Below are 15,995 nucleotides of genomic sequence, written 5' to 3'. Positions count from 1 at the left end.
GCCGAGTCAGTTGATGATCTCAGCGCGGTCGTCGGCATGGAGCGCGGCGAGACGCTCCCTCCAGGTGGCGAGTGCCTCGGGTGAGAGGCGGGTCCAGTCGAGCACCTCGCGGACGACCTTCAGCGGTGAAGTGCTGCGATAGGACCGGGTCGGATTGCCGGGGAACTTCTTGTCGGTCACGTTCGGGTCGTTCTCGAAGTCGCCGGTCGGCTCGACCTCATACACCCGCGGCTCACGATCACCAGGCGCGAGCTCTGCGGCGAGACCCGCACCATCGGCCACGGCCGTGAAGTAGATGTGGTTCATGACGATCTCAGGGCGGTAGTTCGACGCGAACCCTGCTGTCAGAAGGTCCCCGGGGCGCAGATCTGCCTTGGTGCCATGGAAGAAGGGCCCATCATCCAGTGCGTCGCTCACCGGCACAGCCTACGTCTGCTCAGGGTGCCACGGAAGGGCGCTGCGCTTCGGGAGGAGATCTGCGCCTGGGGAGGACAGATCCTCGGATTCTCTCCTCCGGAAGCGCAGTTCTCCTCCCGAGGGTGCGCCCGCCTCAGTCGCCGGAGCGACGCGTGCCGACACCCGGCTCGTCGTTGTGGACCGACTCGTCCTGCACGGTTGACTCCGATGACGGATCTACCCGCACCGGACCCGACCCGCCGGAGTCCGCACCGGCATTGCCCGCGGGAATCTCGCCGACCTGGTCAGGGTCGTCGGCATCCCGATCTTCGATGAGCGCCGCGATCCCCTCTTCGGAGGGTTCTGCTCCGCTCACATCCCTGCCGGGCTCCTGGCTGCGGCTCACTCCGTGCCATCCCGCAGATCGGTCGGAGCGTCGCCACTGTGCGACAGGCCTTCGTCCTCGGGGGCGAGATCGCCCTGTCCGTCCTCGCCGAGCTCCGCGTCAAGCGGTTCGTCGCCCTGTGTCTCAGGCTGCGAGGTGTCGGTGGGGAACGTTTCATCGACAAAGTGGTCGACCGGGGGAACCCCCGGCATGTTCGGCGGGAAGCTGTTGGCGAATGCGTCGATGTTCGACATGGTGCCCTCCTGTGATTCGTCCGGACCACCATGATCGGTCTGATCCGCGGCGAGCGCAGGGCGGTTGACAGCTCACCTCGGGGCGAGGAAGATCCCGCCCCGTCTCGAGGTCAGATAGGCAGACCGAACGAGCGCAGCACCCCATCGACCTGCGCGTCGATCTCGGCTGGAGTCGGGGGTCCGGCGAGGCCGAGCAGCCGACGTCGGTGGAGTTCACCGAGGAGCGCCGTGAAGACGATCTCCGCGGTCACCATGGCATCCGCCGGCAGGTGCGACGCGAGGAAGTCCTGAGCGCGCCCGGGCCCCTCGTCATAGAACTCCAGGGCGAGAGACGGATGCCGGGCGGCGGCGGCGATGATCGCACGGTGGATGCCGATCGCCTCGTCTCCGAGCAGATGCGCCAGGATCGCGCGGGATGCCGATCGAAGGTCGTCCCCCGCGTCCCCGGCCTCGCCGAGATAGGCGTGCTGTCTGAGGATCGCCGCCCGCACGAGACCGGCACGGTCGCCGAAGACTCCATACAGTGTGCGCTTCGCGACATGCGCGTCGGCGGCGACGCGATCGAAGGTCAGCGCCTCGAAGCCCTCATCGCGGAGGAGAGCGACCGCGACATCGACGACTCGCTCGTCTCGAGCGTTCGCCTCACCGGCGGAAGGCCGCCCTCGTTTTCCCGTCATAGGATGATTCTAGCAATAATGCTACGAGTCCGTTTCATTAGAGGAGTTCTCCGTGACCGACCTGATCCATCACATCGCCATCCAGGACGACTGGGAGATGAGCCGCGCGTTCGGCGAGTACGTCGTCTCGACCCGCGGAGTCCATCTCGATGACGCCGGGTTCATCCACGCCACGACCGCCGACCGACTCGACGCCGTGGTCGCCGCCCGCTTCAGCGACCTCACCCTGCCGCTTCTCGACATCGCGATCCGCACCGAGGGCCTGGCCGCCGAGGGCATCGCCGTCGAGTGGGTCGACGGCCACGCGCACATCCTCGGTGCCCTGCCGATGACGAGTGACGTGGTTGCCTCGGAGACACCGATCGCGCGCTGAGCAACAGCGTGAGAGCATCGCTATCCGCACACCGATGCGCAAGGAAAGTGGATACTCGACACCGCAGACAGCGTGAGGCTCGGCCGCTCAGGACTCCGGATCTCGAAGGTCGTGCTCGGATGCATGAGCTTCGGCGCCCCGGATCGCGGAGCGCACGGGTCCTCGCTCGATGAAGAGGCCAGCCGTCCGCTGATGCGGTCACGGCGCCGATCGTCGGCGCCACCAAGGCGGGTCACATCAAGGATGCCGTCGCTGCCGTCGGCATCCATCTCGAACCCGCCGAGCTCGACGCGCTTGCCAGTGCGTACACGCCTCGCGAGCCGGAGGGCTTCTGACCGCGGCCGGCGACTATTCGATCTGGCCGATGGGCTCGCGCTTCTCGGCCTGGAACTGGTCCTCGGCGCGACCCCGGGCCCAGTAGGCCGAGATGGACAGCGACTCTCTCGGCACCTCGCGCTGCTTCAGCAGAGTCCGAACGGCCTTGATGGTTCCGCGCTCGCCGTGCGCGAAGACTCCGGGGTGACCCGCACCCCATGGCAGGTCGGCGAGAACGGCCAGCAGTTCGTCATCCGTGGCAGTCCATCGAACGGTCACACCGGCCGGAACCTCGGGCAGGAGGCGGTCGGCGGGGTCGGCGACGGTGAGGATGACGTGCCCGACGGCATCCACGTCCATCGCTTCGACGGCCGACGAGATCGCGGGGAGGGCGGTGTGGTCGCCGATGAGCAGATGCCACGGCGTTCCGGATGCCGGGAGGTACCCGCCGCCGGCACCGCTGACGACGAGCGTGTCTCCGACCTGCGCCGACCGAGCCCACGGGCCCGCGACGCCCTCGTCGCCGTGCACGACGAAGTCGATCACGAGGCGCTGCTGCTCGGCATCCGCGGCGCGCACCGTGTATGTGCGCCGGGTGGGCAGCTTCTCGGGGCTCTCCTCACGCAGCTGCGCAAGATCGTAGGGAGGAGTGAGCCCGTGGCGAGGGTCTGCGAACAGGATCTTCACGTACTTGTCGGCGAAGACGTTGTCGGTGAACGCCTCGTATCCGTCGCCCCCGGCCGTGATGCGCACGAGGTCAGGACTGATCTGCTCCACCTGCTGCACGCTGAGCACGGCTTGGCTGGGGGTTCGACGGGGCTGGTCCGGCATTGCGTCTCCTGACGGTGAGGAAGGAAGTCCCCTCCAGTCTGCCGGTCGGACCTTGCACGAGATCCCAATTGCCAATACGGAAAACGAAGGCTAAGTTTCCACTATGGAAAATGACTCCGGTGAAACCCATGCCGATACCTTGGCTCGTCTCGACGCCGTCGCCATGACGTACGCAGACGCGCCCTCCGGCGAGGGGTGGTACCACGTCGCACTGGGCGCCGGAGCCGGAGTGTTCATCGCATCTCAGGGCTTTCCACAGCCGTGGGCGACGGTGGTCACCGTCGGTTTCATCCTCGTCATTCCGCTCTTCATCGCATGGTGGCGCCGGACCCACGGCTGGTGGGTGTCGGGCTACAACGGTGGTGCGACGTTGTGGGTCACCGCGCTGACGGTGGTGGCGCTCGCGGCGACGGGGATCTGGTCGTATCTCGCCTCCGAGCTGTGGATGAACCTGGTGGCCGGGGCGATCGCGTGCATCGCCGTCAGTGCTCTCGGCTTCCTCTGGATGTGGGTCTGGCGCCGGCAGATGCGAAACCAGGGCGCGGCATGAGCGGACTCGATCCCGCGATCCACGCCGTCGCACGGCTCGAACTGTGCGGTCTGCTCGCGCCCGTAGATGACGCGGAGTTCTCGTTCCTGCGCGATCGGCTGCAGGTGTCGGACTCAGTGCTCTCCAAGCACGCGAAGGCACTGGAACAAGCCGGCTATCTCCACATCGCGAAGATCACCCGGAACGCTCGTCAGCGCACGCTTCTTTCGCTCACGCCCGCAGGACGCCGGGCGTTCCGCGCGCACGTCGAGGAGCTGCGGCGCCTGGCGTCGATCGCCGAGGCGCCGCAGTCGGCGACCACGTCAGAGACGTGACGGCGGCCGCTCAGCCGGCGCAGAGGTCGGTGTCGGCGCTGCGGTTCACCGCGTCGACAGGCCGCGGTGGCACCGGGGTCGCGTTGGGCTGCGCCTTGAGCGCGTCATAGTCGGCGCCGAGCAGAAGCTGCACTCCTTCGACCTCGCCGACCTGGACGGTCACCGCGAGGCCGAGTTCGGCGGCCAGCGCCTGCGCCGTCTGCTGGGCGTCGGGGGTGTCCGCGGCGGTGATCGTCGTCAGCTCGACCGGGTCGGCATTGGCGATACCGGCGACGATGTATCCGTAGCCGGTCGCATCCTCCGAGACGCGAGATGCCAGGCCGCTGATACCTGCGCCGTTGAGGATCTGCACGGAGGCGGTGCGCACCGTCGCTGCGGGCTGCACCTCGTCGGTGGTCAGCACGATCGGCACGTCGTCGATCAGCGCACGGAAGATGACATCGGCATCCGCGGTGGGCACGACGCGGTTGGGATCATCCGGAGCCTCGGTGGTCGGCATGGTGACGAACGTGACGCTGCTCAGCGGAACATTCGCGACCCGCGCGGCGAGGCCGGCCAGGTCGGTCAGAGCGCCGAGCCCCGGGTCGACGGTCATCGACGAGGTGACGGCATCGAGAAACGCGTAGAGACGGTCGGGGCGCACCAGCACGTCGGACTTCGTGGCCTTCTGCACGATCGCCGAGAGCACCATCTGCTGGTGTCCGAGGCGAGCGATGTCGCTCTCTTCGGCGAGCGCGTGCCGGGTGCGGGCGAGGGCGAGCGCCTGGTCGCCGTTGATCGACTGAGCGCCGGCCGGCAGATCGAGCCTCGCGTGGCCGTCCTGCAGGGGTTCCGGCAGGCACACGTCGATGCCGCCCATCGCGTCGACCATGCCGATGAAGCCCTCGAAGTCCATCTGCACGAAGTGGTCGATCGTCACGCCCGTGAGCTGCTCGACCGCGGCGACAGAGCAGGCCGGCCCGTACTGCAGGGCCGAGTTCAGCATCCCGAAGCCGCCGCCGTACGACCCGCGTCCGTTGTCGTCGCAGGCGGGCAGGTCACCGACTGTGTCGCGCGGGAGCTGCACGGCGTCGATCCGGGTGTTGTCACTCGAGATGTGCGCGATGACCATCGCGTCGCTGCGCTCACTGCCGTCGTCTTCGCCGAAGCCGTCCGATTCGAGTGCTCTCGAGTCGGATCCGAGCAGCAGGATGTTCAGATCCCCTGTCGCGAGTTCGGGCTCGGTCTCTCCGGTGTCGGAGCGGATCGGCGCGGTGGTGACGTTTCCCTGCAGCTGCGCGTAGGCGATCGCGCCGACGGCGACCAGCGCCACGACGACGGCGGCACTGATCCAGCCGATCACCCGACCACGCCGTCGGCGAGGTCGGGTCACGGGTCCGGACTCGGGCGACACGTCGCTCTGGTCGTCGCTGCGGGAGGATGCTGGCGGTCTCACCTGTTCACACCATCACGACTCGACCCCGACGACCAACACGTGGGGGCGGCGAGTCCTGCGAGGGTGCTGTGAGCTCGGGCTCACGCCGTGACGTATCCGCGGGAGGAGTCGTCGTGGATGAGGCGGTAGTCGGGGCTCGCTCCACGGTGGTCGGCGAGGCTCCACACCCGCGCCGATCTCGTCTGGTCGGCGGACGACGCACCGTATTCGAGCACGAGCGCGGTCGGCATCCGTCCGTCGAGGTACTCGCCGACGAAGTAGCGCGGGCTGCCCAGGCCGCCCGAGTCCACCCGCCCGACGAAGCGACCGGACTCGGTCACGCGAGGCGGGGTGGCGAGCAGGTCGGCGGTGGTGATGCGCTGCACGGCCGGCTGATCGGTGAACGCCAGCAGCGCGACGGGCAGAGATCTGTACTCTGGGGCGTGTTCGTGACTCATGCGAGCCTCCTCAGTCAGGGATGGTGGTGTCTCACGGACAGTGGTGCCGGGGCTGCAACCCCGGCACCACGTTGCCCTTCCACCGTACCTTATTTTGAGTCATTCAAAATAACGGGCACGGATGAGCCGAGCGGCTGGTTCGCTACTCTCGGTCCCTGCGACTGGTGGGTGGGATCGTCTTGTGGAGCGTCGCGACCGTCTGCGGCGTTCTTGGCGCGGGATGGTTGAGTCTCGCCGGCGTCGGGTGGGACGGTGGCTTCATCAAGCGGATCTACTGGGACGAGTCCGAGAGCGGCATCGGCGTCGCGTTCGCTGTTTTCCTGCTCGTGGCCTGGCTGGGCATACTCGGTGGCTCGTTCGCCGCCATGCGAGGCGGGCAGTACCCGCCGACGTTCGCGGTGCGGGTGACCTCGACGGTCCTGACCGCCGTGAGTGTCGTCGGAGTGTTGGCTCTCTGCATCCTGGCGGTGGGGTGGCCGGAGCCACCCAGCGAGTTCCCGCCACCACCCTGGAACCGCGCGTGATGGAAGGGCATTCTGCTCGGGAGCATAGAAAGGGCCCGCGTTCCTTAGAACTCAGGCCTTTTCACACACCGTGTAGTGAGCGATTCGCAACTACACCTCGCTGTTGTGCGTTTCGCTTACCTCCGATAGCTGCCTAACCCCGCGGCTCGCGAAGCCGACCTTGGAACGGGTTTCCCCCCGCCTTCATCGACTTTTCTCTCCGCAGCGACCAAGATCGTGACGCTGCGGACGCGCTGATCTTTCCTTCGAGGAGTACCCGGTCTTCTCCGGGCGGCGGTCAAGCGGGCGCCGAACTTGCGACTCGATCCGGTTTGGATTCGCGGCAGGACTATTGATGCGTTACTCGTTCGCCGCGAGGACTCGACGCAGCTCCTTCATCACATCCTCACTGCCCTTTCGGGCTTGCTCTGCCCATTGTTCGCGGCGCTTTTCGACGTAACCGTCATTCAGATCGTGCAGTGTTTCCAACCTGCGTACTAGATCTTCGACCGCGTTCGACGCGCCGTGGAGTCGAGCGCTCACCTTGAGAGTGTCCGCAAGTGCCTTCAGCCCGAGGACGGGACGTGGGTCTCCCTCAGTCAGCTCGCCTCCGGGGACCCAATCCTCGAGAGCTCTCGACCACAGCCCCTCGATGTCCACAGATGGAGAGCCGCGCTGAAACAGCGGAAGCACATACTCGAGCAATCCGCCTGGCTTATCAACGAGAAGATCGAGCGTCGGAACGGAAACCATGGGCATTCCATGGCCGCGCACAGGCATCCCCGTGACCGTAGTGATGGATCCGCAAACGACGGATACGTTCCCCGAGAGCTGTGCGACGACGTCGCGCTGGATGCCCGCGACCTCGACGACGTTGATAGGCCACCAGTGACTCATCTCTTGTTTCCGAAAGTACGCTACTGCGTCGAGCTGCTTACTCTTCAGCACGAACTGCAGGGTGATGAACGACGGGAACGCCTCGTCATCATGCAGCGTGTCCTGATTCACAAGGACTGCCAGCGCGCGACTGGATCCCAGTTTCGCCTTCAACTCGGCCACGATGCGGCTCACGGCACTTGCGCGTCCACGCGTCGCGGCCCGGAGGAACTGGCCGTGGTTGAACTTTGCCGCGCTCCCTGGAGCCGGTCGCTGCCACCAATCGATTGTCGTCTGCAACCAAACGTCCCGCTCCGCGCCCGGTGCCGGGATATCAGGCATTGCCAGCGGGAGAGATGTTCCGGAGGCACCGTTCTCAACTCGACATACCAATGGAGTAGGGAGATCCTGTAGGCGGTCGAGCACGGCGGTGATGCGGGCGTATGTCGAGTCCACGTCCGGACCGGAGATTGTCCCGCTGGCTGTGATCGCGTCGAGGGGACGAACGCGTCGCGTCATCCTCGTCAGAGCCACTGACGTGCCAGCCTCCGCAGCGGGAAGAGTGAGAATCTCGTACTCGCTGCGCCGAGGCAGCACTGCGGGAATCCGGATGAGTTGACCGACCGGGGCGTCTGCCCCGCGACCGACGGCGACCGACGGTGCACTGAGGACCGTAAGCTCATGCGCCGGATGCACACCGTCGGTGTCGATGTGGTCTCGCACGACTGCCGGGTCATGCTTGTGCCCGTGCAGGACCAAGTCAACTTCGTTGGATGCCAACCAACGACGCAGATACCCCAGGTTCAAGATGCTCTCAAATGTTTTGATCTCCTCGGCTGTCCCCACGGGTGACAGCTGATGGTGGAATCCGACGATCCGCAATGGGGTTCCCTCGCCCGCGGCTCCTAGCAGGGGGCTCACAGCGCCCAGCTCGACGCTACTCATCCGTGCGATGTCCGCCCGGCCTCGTTCATCCCACGCTTCGAGAAGCACCCTCACAGCAGTGTCCTTCGTGGCGCGCTTCCTCAAGGTCTCTAGATGGCCGTGAAGGTCCTTTTCCACCGCCACCTTCGACCCGGAGAACATGGATGAGTTCAGCCCGACGAGAACGAAGCTCTCATCGGACGCCGTCAAAACAGGTGCGGGGTGTACCGAGACTTCTTCATCCGACAACCAGCCGACTAGGTACCCCTCATCACGTAGACCTCGGATACCGGCAAATCGCTCATCACCCTCCGCGTCCCGGTCAACGTCATGGTTGCCTGGAACCACCAGGATGCGTTCGCACGGCGGCAGACGATCACCGAGCGCGACCAGCACGTCGCTCAGCTCCGCGAAACCAGCCATCTGGCCACCGTTGGTGATATCGCCCGTGATGATAATCGCGTCAAGGCTCTCACCCGCGTTCTCAAGCGCCAATCGCAGCCCCCCGAGGGTGGACCGGAGAAGGTCTGCGCGGTGCCCCGCGTTCGTTACGGGGATGACGCTCACCTTGTGGTCGGCGGTGGGAGCCGGGCTGCCGGCACCGGTCAGGTGCAGATCAGAAAGATGAAGCAGTGTCGCCATTGTCGCCCCCGTGCCGTTCGTCTCGTCCGGAGTCTAGTAGCCAAGCTGCGCCATTCACGGCGGGCATCCCACTCTGAGTTCCACAGCACCTCTGTCACGCCGAGATGGCGGGAATCGCCCGCCCGCGCACCCGGCAGCCGTGTCTTCGTGCAGCCGGTGCGCGTGACCGGCGCATAGTGTCGCTATGATGGGTGTATATACACCTCTGCGAAAGGGTGATGATGGCGACTTACGTGGATGACATGAGGCGACAGGCGACCGTGGGCCGATGCTCGGCGCGGTGGTCGCACCTCATCGCGGACACCACCGAAGAGCTGCTCGACTTCGCGAAGGTTCTGGGTCTGTCGCCGGAGTGGATTCAGAAGTCGGGAACGTACCGGGAGCACTTTGACGTCACGGATGGCATGCGCCTTCGGGCACTCGCGTACGGAGCCGTGCCCATCACTTTCCAAGAACTCACGGCTGTGACGCGGCGGATCCGAGCAGAGCGCCGCAATGCCGAATCAGCCTAAGACGCCTTTGCGCTCGATGCGGATCGACGATGATCTGTGGAATGCCGTGCGGGTCAAGACGAAAAGAGAGGGTCGCAGCGTCACCAGTGTCATCGTTCGCGCGCTGAGAAACTACGTCGCTGATGGCGCTGGCGCCGCGGCGACGACGACGACGTCGGCCGAGCACATCCGCGCGGCGAGGTGATCCACGCTCACCCACGCGCTGCCCTCATGCCCCCATCGTGGCCCCCAACTGTTCCGCAACAGCACCCAGTATCGCGAGCCATCGTGACCGGCTTGAACCACCACGACCGCGTGGAACCCGAGGCTCGGAGCATCTTTCGGCGGGTCGAGCACCGTATCTCCGTGCGGAGTCATGAACTCCTGGGACAGATTCATTACCACGACCACCGGCTGATCTGCCAACAGCGCACTGATGACGCCCCACTGCTCGGTGGGACGACCTTTGATCTCCGCTGTCATCCACGGCGGCGTGGAGAGTGCTACCGGAGGGGCTTGCGGGTCGGAGGCCTCGCCGTCGTACGGCCAGTCGGCGTCGAACGGTTGGCCCTGGTCACGGAGGGCAGCCGCCATCGCGCCCATGTTCGTCCCGCCTGGGGCGGTGCGACCTGCCGCATAGGCGTGCTGCCAGAGCGCTTCGGCGGAGAACTCGCGTCCTTCCCCTCGGACGATCTGATGCGCGACCGTCACACTGATGGGCAGGCAGGTGTTCCTCTGACCCTGGTCTCCGACGTGTTCGAATGCCTCGTCTAGTCGACTCAGATGGGGAGTGACAGCGGTCACGACGCACTCAATGGCGGCGCGAGAATCAGAGCATTCTCCTGAACAGGATCCATGCGGACAGTGGCCCGCAGGTGCATGTTGGCGATCGAGTCATCCGGGGCGAACGGGCGACGCTCTTCGACGAGCTGGTCCACCGTGCCGGCGTCGTGGGCTCGGTACACGAGGCGCCGCGTGCCACCCTCGCCCACCGCGGCATCGTCCCGGAGGAAGAACTGGTCGTCGACGAGGTCGAGGCCCGAGGGATGGCTGTGCCATCGGTACCCGGTGGTGGGATTCTCCGGCAACGTCACTGCAATCTCGTCGCCGTCGTTGACCGTGAGCGCAGTGATGCCACGTTGCGCGTCGGCGGTCCACACCTGCTTGACTGTTGCACGACTGTCGGTTCCCCCCAGGCGCTTCTTCACTGTCGCGGGCTTCACCTTCCGCAGTGTGAGGAGCTCTTCGGCTGTGATCTTCTTCATCTGGGCCAACTGAACGAGCATCGCCTCGTAGCTGACTTCGATGTCGCGGGACGCGGCGTAGACGGTGGTGGCGTCGAGCGGCGCGCTCGGCGCGTGGAGGCGTCCGAGGGTGAGGTTGATGAGCTTGCGGGGCATCAGGAATGCCGAGGCAAATGCCTGCGCCTCCTGCTCGTGGATCGAGGGGGAACCCATGACCTCTGTCGTCGTGTCCCAGCTCGCGTCGAGGTCGGAGTGAAGGACGTAATGCCCCAGCTCATGGGCCGCGGTGTACCGTTGCATCCCGAGCGGGCGTGCGGGGTTGATGATGATCCCGCCAGCACCTTCCCTCGACATTGCACCGAGAAGATCCGTGAACTCGTTGAACACGAGCCAGACGCCCATTCGCCGGATGACGTCGTACACGTCGACGACTTCGTCGTCAGCGACCCCCATGCTCACCCGAAGCCGCTGCGCCTGTTGACGCGCAGCGATGAGCGCTGTCCCCCGAGAGCGCACGGCTAGTTCCGAGGCTCGGGCGCCGGACCCGCGTTTGCGAGGAACTGCGCGAATCGGAGGACCTGCTCCTTGTCGGAGTCCGACAACCCCTTGGTCGCCCTCAGGAGCGCAGAACCTTCAACCGTCGGGGACTCTTCGCGTCCGAGAAGCCACTCGACACTTCGTCGGTAGATGCTCGAGAGCCTCGCGAGTTCGGACGCGGAGACGTTCCGCTTGCCCTGTTCCATCGATGTCACGCTGGTGCGCTGGACTCCGAGCGCTGCGGCCGCCTGTTCCTGTGTGAGCCCAAGAACCTCGCGCGCCTCCCTCAGTCGGCGACCAATGAGCTTCTGGTCGTCATCATGCGTTGGACCTGGAGACATCCCCATCTGAACCACCTCCTGTACCGAGCACGAACGCCACTACCCAATTATCTTCGCGAGCAACTGAGATATTCCACTGTGTCAACGCGAGCGTCGATGCGACCTTGTGGGCGCTGCGGTGCAGACGCAGGTCGGGCCTGGTGCCGACATGGAGTGTTTCGATGTCCAACGGATCAATCCGTCCGATTCCCACGCCCAGTGCCTTCATCGTCGCCTCCTTCACCGACCATTGCGATGCCAGCAGGTGATACCGTCCACGCGCGTCTGCGATCTCATCGGCCGTCCAAAACCGCCCGATGAAGTCCGCGCGAGATCTCGTCGCCCGTCGCTCGAGAGCGGAGGGCGATGAGATATCCACTCCTATGCGGATCATGCGAGTGCCGCAGACGTGTCGGAAAGGATCTGCGCAGCCAGGCTCTGGTTCCAGGCGCCTTTCCGTTCGTCGTCCGAGTACGTTCCGAGAACAGAGAGTTCTCCGACCTCGAATCCGGACTGCTGCGCAACGAAAGATTGGAGACGGGCGAGTCCGAGCAGGTTGCCGTACCCCTTGGTGATGACGTACTGGTGGCGGTAGATGCCGGTGAGGTTGATGCGGCCACGAACTAGGGAGAGGTCCACGTGCACCATGCACGGGAACCCACGTTGCGAGAGGGTCCCGTGATCCCCCGGCTGGTACATCTGCATCCCGGGCGGCGACTCTTCCGCAGTGACGAGACCTTCATCCCCGAGGGAGAAGTCGAACGCGTTCCAGGTGCGGATGGGGCTCGGTCGATGTTGCGCCTCCCGCAGCGCAGCGATGCGTACCTTCAACTGATTGATCGGCTCGCCCTTGCCGCTATCCCAGCAGACCAGTCTGCCGAAGTAAGTGCCGCGCTGGTTGGCGCGCGCCGTACGCTTCAGCGTCGGGTAATTCTTGAGGTAGCGGGCGTAGAGCGCATCCTCGGCCGCCTCGAACCGATTGCTGTCACCCAAAGCCCATCGACCTTCCGGGCGGCGGTACAGAGCCTCGGGAAAGATAGTGCTGGCGACTGTTTCCGCCGTATAGATCTCGTTCTTCTTGCGACGATGCCGGTAGATGTGACGGTCGTAGGCCGCCCGAAACGCGGCATGTTGCTCGAGGGCGGGGTTGCTCACCGTGGTGAGCACGTTCGTTGCCGCGCCGCCGGCACCATGCACCGCGCGCAGTGTCTCCACCCACGCCTCCGCGAGGGTGGTTTGCGGCGGGATGAATAGTGCCATGGTCAGCTGAGCTTCCCCAGGGCGGTGCGAATGGCGTCAGCGATGCCGCCGATGCTGCTCCACTTGTCGTCGGTGATACCGGTGATGGTTATCTGCGTGTCCGAGAGGTGGCTGGTGATGTCGTTGAAGACGTCCACACCGAGCTGGCTTTCCACGGCGGGTGTTCCGTCCTCTCCGGGCTCCCAGCCGTCGAGTTCGTCATCCTCGAGACCTTCGACGTCGAGGATCACCGAACGCACCACCGCCATCAACTCGTCACGCGTCAGCGACTTCGCCGCTGCCAGCGTGCGAGGAACCCCGCGGTCATCGAAAGGACCGTCACCCTCAATGTCGTTATCCATGACTCTAGTGTCGGATAATCCGACACTAGAGTCAAGACGTCATGCTGCCGAGACGAGAGCTGGAGTGACCTCGAGGTTCCACTTCGGCGGGAAGAAGTAGTCGATGGGCGCATCATTAGCGGCGTGCTTCGCCTTGATTCGACTCCGCGCGCTGGCAAGCTCAGGCAGAGCCTCGCGGCAGTACTTATCCGTCTCGCAGAAGAGGTTCTGCGCATCGATTGCGTGAATCGGACGGCCGAACAGGCCGTCGAACTGCAGCCCGAGGCGGTCCATCTCGCGCTCCTGGTTGTCGACCATCCACTGGATAATGTCGGCCGGCTTCCATCCGCCGGAGTCGACGAACACCTTCTTGATGCCGCGCAGAGCCCCGGGCCCCGGTTGCGTGAAGTCGTTCTCGTTGAAGTCGGTAAGTGTCGAGTAGTTGAGGTCAATGGCGGTTTGGTACGACATGAAGTCGCCCATCAGCGGGAAGCCGTGGATGATGTCGTACACCTCGCGCAACGATGTCGCGTTGGTGATCCGGGCGCCCGCATCGTTGTGAAGGAACATGTGTTTGAAGAGTTCGACGTGATTCAAGTGCTTCTGCTGCCGACCATACGCATCCGTGGCACACAGGATGAACGCCCCCGTGTACAGTCGCCCGGTCTCGGTGCGGATGTCCGTGAGGGCGCGCTCAAATGAGCCGTCGGCGAGGTCCTCGAGGGTCGGCGCACGCCCGATGCGCTCGACAAGGCCCTCCCACGTGGCGATATTGCTGAACGTGCGGAACGCCGTGATCTGGAATGCGAGGTCGTCTTCGTTGACATCGTCATTCGAGTAGCAGACGTCTCGGATGAGGTACTGGGACACACGGTCGGCGGCGCGGAAGACATTGCAGAACTTGTATGTCGACAGGATCGGGTCGTCTGTCCATGGACCGGGGCAGCCTTCGAGCCGGCGCTCGAAAATTCGCTGGCGCTCGTGGGTGAAGCGCCAGTAGATATCGAAGGCTTCCTGTCGAGGTACAGGCGCGGAGAGCTTCACGCGAACAATTCTGCCTCTTGTTGCCCGATCTGCTTCCAGCGACTCAGCTCCACTGCGGTAGTGCCCGGGAAGACCGCGGCGACGGCGAGGACCACCCGCACAGCGGCAGACGCCAGGGATGCCGCAAGGTCCTGCCGCACCCGGAGTTCCGACCGCGCCTCGGCCGCTGCTTCGATGGACACGAAGATGTCTTCGCACTCACGGACGAGATCGTGGACGGATTCTTCGTGCACGTCGTTGCCCGGCATGTTCTGGGCGAGAAGGTCCGGAAGGAGCTGTTCGAATCCGGTCGGCCCGTCGCTCCAGGTCCCCATGTCGGGCGGCCCCGGCACACCTGCTTGGTCGCGAAGAAACGCCACGTACTTCACGGCGTACACAAGAAGATCCACGGACGTGTCCAACCAGGGCTCGTCGATGGCGTCGCTGGCGCTGTCGAAGAACGCGAGGCGGTCGAGCTTTCGGGCGATGTTCGGAAGTATCGATGTCCTCTCGCCGCGCTTCTTCCAGCTGGGGCCGTAGTGGAGGTCTTTCACCCGGTGAAGGGCAATCACGGCGTCGCGGAGTTCGTCACGGTTCAGACCGAACTCGACGTCGGATTCATCCCCTGACTTCCACGCCAAGTAATCCAGGCCCGCAGCCACGAGGCCGGCGTCCGCGACGTCCTGCAGGGCTGCTTCACCGGCCCCTCGCCCCGACCGATTGAATGCCCAGAACGCGGAGACCATGGCCGCGTAGTCCCGCAAGAGGGGGTCGGCGATCTCGTGGGCAGTCGAAGGTTGGCCCAGCCTCGACGCTTGTTCGCTCCGGAACCAGAGGGCGAGCTGCTGGTTCAGCTCATCAAAGCCGGTGTTAAAAGCCGACCGCGGTGCGGCAGAGGGCGGGAGAGACACCCGCGGATGACCGAGGATGGCCCGTGCCCGTTCAAAGTGCCGCTCATAGATATGCAACGAGCCGACGAAGAAAGTGAGCGTTCCGACGGTGTGACCCGTCCACCGCGCCACCATCTCTTGCAGAACACTCCACTCGAAGACGTTGATGCCTGAGAATCCCCAGAAGAGGTCGTTGCTCCTCATAACAACGGTGAGGTGGAGGGCGCCGTCGCGTGTAGTGAATTGCAGCCAGTTCGTGCAGGGCACATCCTTTGAAGGGGTGTAGTCCGCAGCGGGATCGAAGAGCGCGATGATGGCACGACGTGTGTGAGGGTCGTCGTTGAGTAGGCGTACGACATTGTCGACCTGGTCAACGCCGCCCCAGGACCTGAGCCGCGGGCCGTATGCTGCTCGCCACACCTCGCCGTCGTCTGAGAAATCCACCGCGCGCGGGATGTACGGGGTCAAGAACGCAATGTCGTCGCGTCCCCCCAGAAGCCACATCGTCTCGGCGATAGAGGCGAAGATGTTGTTCCGTCGCCCTGCGATGACGGGGGTGCGTTCTGTTGGTCGCTTCATCACGAGCGCCTGATTGCGAAGCTCCCTGGTTACGGATCCACGAACCTCGATGAGATCACCCGACTGCATCGCGCTCGCGACTGCCGCGATGAATGCTTCGCCCATGGTCTCAAACACGCGTTGCCCCCCCTCATCGTGGATGCGCGACTTGAGCTGAGCCTATCGATGAACGAAACCGCCTAGGCGGATGCCTCGGCAAGCAAGAGCGAATCAGCGATTCCGTGCGTTGACTCTGACTGAGCGAGCTTCTTCACGTGCTGACGAACGCACTCGGCGAAACGGGGGCATCCCGCAGCTTCCAGTCTGACGTCTAGTGGCTTCGCGCCAGGCTTGCCACGCAAGTACGACAACTGCCTCGAGATGACTCGGTCGACAGCTCTGTCCTGGCGCAGCTGGCGAAGAAGTCGGTCCTGGTCGAA

At 64.8% G+C, this 15,995-nt stretch carries 21 protein-coding genes; 5 read left to right on the top strand and 16 right to left on the bottom strand.

Annotated elements, in window-relative coordinates; all coding sequences use genetic code 11:
- Positions 1 to 6 precede the first annotated feature (6 nt).
- The 4 genes from arr to RQG82_RS06485 form a co-directional block, all read right to left on the bottom strand.
- Positions 7 to 417 (bottom strand): NAD(+)--rifampin ADP-ribosyltransferase, encoded by a 411-nt coding sequence (gene arr / locus RQG82_RS06500; protein ID WP_311258288.1) that lies wholly within the window; start codon positions 415 to 417, stop codon positions 7 to 9.
- 133 nt (positions 418 to 550) lie between these two features.
- Positions 551 to 802 (bottom strand): hypothetical protein, encoded by a 252-nt coding sequence (locus tag RQG82_RS06495; protein ID WP_311258287.1) that lies wholly within the window; start codon positions 800 to 802, stop codon positions 551 to 553.
- Complete coding sequence (locus RQG82_RS06490; protein WP_311258286.1) at positions 799 to 1,035, bottom strand: hypothetical protein; 237 nt, start codon at positions 1,033 to 1,035, stop codon at positions 799 to 801. Before RQG82_RS06490 ends, RQG82_RS06495 begins: the two co-directional genes overlap by 4 nt.
- Positions 1,036 to 1,145: 110 nt before the next feature.
- The gene (locus RQG82_RS06485; protein ID WP_311258285.1) at positions 1,146 to 1,712 is read right to left on the bottom strand and encodes a TetR/AcrR family transcriptional regulator; all 567 of its coding nucleotides are present in this window, start codon (positions 1,710 to 1,712) and stop codon (positions 1,146 to 1,148) included.
- Between the two features lie 52 nt (positions 1,713 to 1,764).
- Between RQG82_RS06485 and RQG82_RS06480 the strand changes: the two genes are divergently transcribed.
- Positions 1,765 to 2,085: a DUF952 domain-containing protein gene (locus tag RQG82_RS06480; RefSeq protein ID WP_311258284.1), complete on the top strand. Its 321-nt coding sequence runs from the start codon at positions 1,765 to 1,767 to the stop codon at positions 2,083 to 2,085.
- A gap of 348 nt (positions 2,086 to 2,433) precedes the next feature.
- On the opposite strand, the gene RQG82_RS06475 is transcribed toward RQG82_RS06480, so the two are convergent.
- On the bottom strand, positions 2,434 to 3,231 hold the full coding sequence (locus RQG82_RS06475; protein ID WP_311258283.1) for a siderophore-interacting protein: 798 nt from the start codon (positions 3,229 to 3,231) through the stop codon (positions 2,434 to 2,436).
- Positions 3,232 to 3,394: 163 nt separating this feature from the next.
- Between RQG82_RS06475 and RQG82_RS06470 the strand changes: the two genes are divergently transcribed.
- Both RQG82_RS06470 and RQG82_RS06465 read left to right on the top strand, forming a co-directional pair.
- Complete coding sequence (locus tag RQG82_RS06470) at positions 3,395 to 3,781, top strand: hypothetical protein (protein ID WP_311258282.1); 387 nt, start codon at positions 3,395 to 3,397, stop codon at positions 3,779 to 3,781.
- Positions 3,778 to 4,095 carry a transcriptional regulator gene (locus RQG82_RS06465; protein WP_311258281.1) on the top strand — a complete coding sequence of 106 codons (318 nt, stop codon included), beginning with the start codon at positions 3,778 to 3,780 and terminating at the stop codon, positions 4,093 to 4,095. The genes RQG82_RS06470 and RQG82_RS06465 overlap by 4 nt, the downstream gene beginning before the upstream one ends.
- Before the next feature lie 10 nt (positions 4,096 to 4,105).
- Here the strand turns inward: RQG82_RS06465 and RQG82_RS06460 are convergent, their stop codons facing one another.
- A complete protein-coding gene (locus tag RQG82_RS06460) occupies positions 4,106 to 5,467 on the bottom strand; it encodes an LCP family protein (RefSeq protein ID WP_311258280.1) in 1,362 nt (453 codons plus the stop codon).
- Positions 5,468 to 5,610: 143 nt separating this feature from the next.
- A complete protein-coding gene (locus RQG82_RS06455) occupies positions 5,611 to 5,967 on the bottom strand; it encodes a hypothetical protein (RefSeq protein ID WP_311258279.1) in 357 nt (118 codons plus the stop codon).
- 164 nt (positions 5,968 to 6,131) lie between these two features.
- Here RQG82_RS06455 and RQG82_RS06450 point away from each other — a divergent pair, with 164 nt between their 5' ends.
- Entirely contained in the window at positions 6,132 to 6,491 is a 360-nt protein-coding gene (locus tag RQG82_RS06450; protein WP_311258278.1) for a hypothetical protein, read from the top strand.
- 339 nt (positions 6,492 to 6,830) lie between these two features.
- Here RQG82_RS06450 and RQG82_RS06445 read toward each other — a convergent pair whose 3' ends face one another.
- Positions 6,831 to 8,912, bottom strand: coding sequence for a metallophosphoesterase (locus tag RQG82_RS06445; protein ID WP_311258277.1), 2,082 nt, complete (start codon positions 8,910 to 8,912; stop codon positions 6,831 to 6,833).
- 221 nt (positions 8,913 to 9,133) lie between these two features.
- Between RQG82_RS06445 and RQG82_RS06440 the strand changes: the two genes are divergently transcribed.
- Positions 9,134 to 9,424: a DUF4031 domain-containing protein gene (locus tag RQG82_RS06440; RefSeq protein ID WP_311258276.1), complete on the top strand. Its 291-nt coding sequence runs from the start codon at positions 9,134 to 9,136 to the stop codon at positions 9,422 to 9,424.
- A 111-nt stretch (positions 9,425 to 9,535) separates the two neighbouring features.
- Here the strand turns inward: RQG82_RS06440 and RQG82_RS06435 are convergent, their stop codons facing one another.
- The 8 genes from RQG82_RS06435 to RQG82_RS06405 all read right to left on the bottom strand — a co-directional run bounded on the left by RQG82_RS06435 (position 9,536) and on the right by RQG82_RS06405 (position 15,693).
- Entirely contained in the window at positions 9,536 to 10,207 is a 672-nt protein-coding gene (locus RQG82_RS06435; protein WP_311258275.1) for a C1 family peptidase, read from the bottom strand.
- The gene (locus tag RQG82_RS06430; RefSeq protein WP_311258274.1) at positions 10,204 to 11,100 is read right to left on the bottom strand and encodes a protease inhibitor I42 family protein; all 897 of its coding nucleotides are present in this window, start codon (positions 11,098 to 11,100) and stop codon (positions 10,204 to 10,206) included. Before RQG82_RS06430 ends, RQG82_RS06435 begins: the two co-directional genes overlap by 4 nt.
- A 65-nt stretch (positions 11,101 to 11,165) precedes the next feature.
- Positions 11,166 to 11,525, bottom strand: a complete 360-nt coding sequence (locus RQG82_RS20150) for a helix-turn-helix domain-containing protein (RefSeq protein ID WP_396653563.1) — start codon at positions 11,523 to 11,525, stop codon at positions 11,166 to 11,168.
- Entirely contained in the window at positions 11,503 to 11,898 is a 396-nt protein-coding gene (locus RQG82_RS06425; protein ID WP_311258273.1) for a 4'-phosphopantetheinyl transferase superfamily protein, read from the bottom strand. The genes RQG82_RS20150 and RQG82_RS06425 overlap by 23 nt, the downstream gene beginning before the upstream one ends.
- Positions 11,895 to 12,764: a hypothetical protein gene (locus tag RQG82_RS06420; RefSeq protein ID WP_311258272.1), complete on the bottom strand. Its 870-nt coding sequence runs from the start codon at positions 12,762 to 12,764 to the stop codon at positions 11,895 to 11,897. The genes RQG82_RS06425 and RQG82_RS06420 overlap by 4 nt, the downstream gene beginning before the upstream one ends.
- Before the next feature lie 2 nt (positions 12,765 to 12,766).
- Positions 12,767 to 13,105 (bottom strand): hypothetical protein, encoded by a 339-nt coding sequence (locus RQG82_RS06415; RefSeq protein WP_311258271.1) that lies wholly within the window; start codon positions 13,103 to 13,105, stop codon positions 12,767 to 12,769.
- A gap of 39 nt (positions 13,106 to 13,144) precedes the next feature.
- Positions 13,145 to 14,128 (bottom strand): nucleotide kinase domain-containing protein, encoded by a 984-nt coding sequence (locus RQG82_RS06410; RefSeq protein ID WP_311258270.1) that lies wholly within the window; start codon positions 14,126 to 14,128, stop codon positions 13,145 to 13,147.
- A complete protein-coding gene (locus tag RQG82_RS06405) occupies positions 14,125 to 15,693 on the bottom strand; it encodes a thymidylate synthase (RefSeq protein WP_311258269.1) in 1,569 nt (522 codons plus the stop codon). Before RQG82_RS06405 ends, RQG82_RS06410 begins: the two co-directional genes overlap by 4 nt.
- Positions 15,694 to 15,995: the final 302 nt, after the last annotated feature.

Origin of the sequence: Microbacterium sp. WCS2018Hpa-9 (assembly GCF_031843745.1) — a bacterium.
Lineage (GTDB): Bacteria > Actinomycetota > Actinomycetes > Actinomycetales > Microbacteriaceae > Microbacterium.
This window is presented reverse-complemented; position numbering and strand designations above follow the sequence as displayed.

What these genes read in the sequence shown, in the direction of transcription:
- RQG82_RS06490 (WP_311258286.1), bottom strand. Translation starts at nt 1,035, where the DNA reads ATGTCGAACATCGACGCATTCGCCAACAGCTTCCCGCCGAACATGCCG.
- RQG82_RS06485 (WP_311258285.1), bottom strand. Translation starts at nt 1,712, where the DNA reads ATGACGGGAAAACGAGGGCGGCCTTCCGCCGGTGAGGCGAACGCTCGA.
- RQG82_RS06475 (WP_311258283.1), bottom strand. Translation starts at nt 3,231, where the DNA reads ATGCCGGACCAGCCCCGTCGAACCCCCAGCCAAGCCGTGCTCAGCGTG.
- RQG82_RS06470 (WP_311258282.1), top strand. Translation starts at nt 3,395, where the DNA reads ATGACGTACGCAGACGCGCCCTCCGGCGAGGGGTGGTACCACGTCGCA.
- RQG82_RS06465 (WP_311258281.1), top strand. Translation starts at nt 3,778, where the DNA reads ATGAGCGGACTCGATCCCGCGATCCACGCCGTCGCACGGCTCGAACTG.
- RQG82_RS06455 (WP_311258279.1), bottom strand. Translation starts at nt 5,967, where the DNA reads ATGAGTCACGAACACGCCCCAGAGTACAGATCTCTGCCCGTCGCGCTG.
- RQG82_RS06445 (WP_311258277.1), bottom strand. Translation starts at nt 8,912, where the DNA reads ATGGCGACACTGCTTCATCTTTCTGATCTGCACCTGACCGGTGCCGGC.
- RQG82_RS06440 (WP_311258276.1), top strand. Translation starts at nt 9,134, where the DNA reads ATGGCGACTTACGTGGATGACATGAGGCGACAGGCGACCGTGGGCCGA.
- RQG82_RS06430 (WP_311258274.1), bottom strand. Translation starts at nt 11,100, where the DNA reads ATGGGGGTCGCTGACGACGAAGTCGTCGACGTGTACGACGTCATCCGG.
- RQG82_RS20150 (WP_396653563.1), bottom strand. Translation starts at nt 11,525, where the DNA reads ATGTCTCCAGGTCCAACGCATGATGACGACCAGAAGCTCATTGGTCGC.
- RQG82_RS06425 (WP_311258273.1), bottom strand. Translation starts at nt 11,898, where the DNA reads ATGATCCGCATAGGAGTGGATATCTCATCGCCCTCCGCTCTCGAGCGA.
- RQG82_RS06420 (WP_311258272.1), bottom strand. Translation starts at nt 12,764, where the DNA reads ATGGCACTATTCATCCCGCCGCAAACCACCCTCGCGGAGGCGTGGGTG.
- RQG82_RS06415 (WP_311258271.1), bottom strand. Translation starts at nt 13,105, where the DNA reads ATGGATAACGACATTGAGGGTGACGGTCCTTTCGATGACCGCGGGGTT.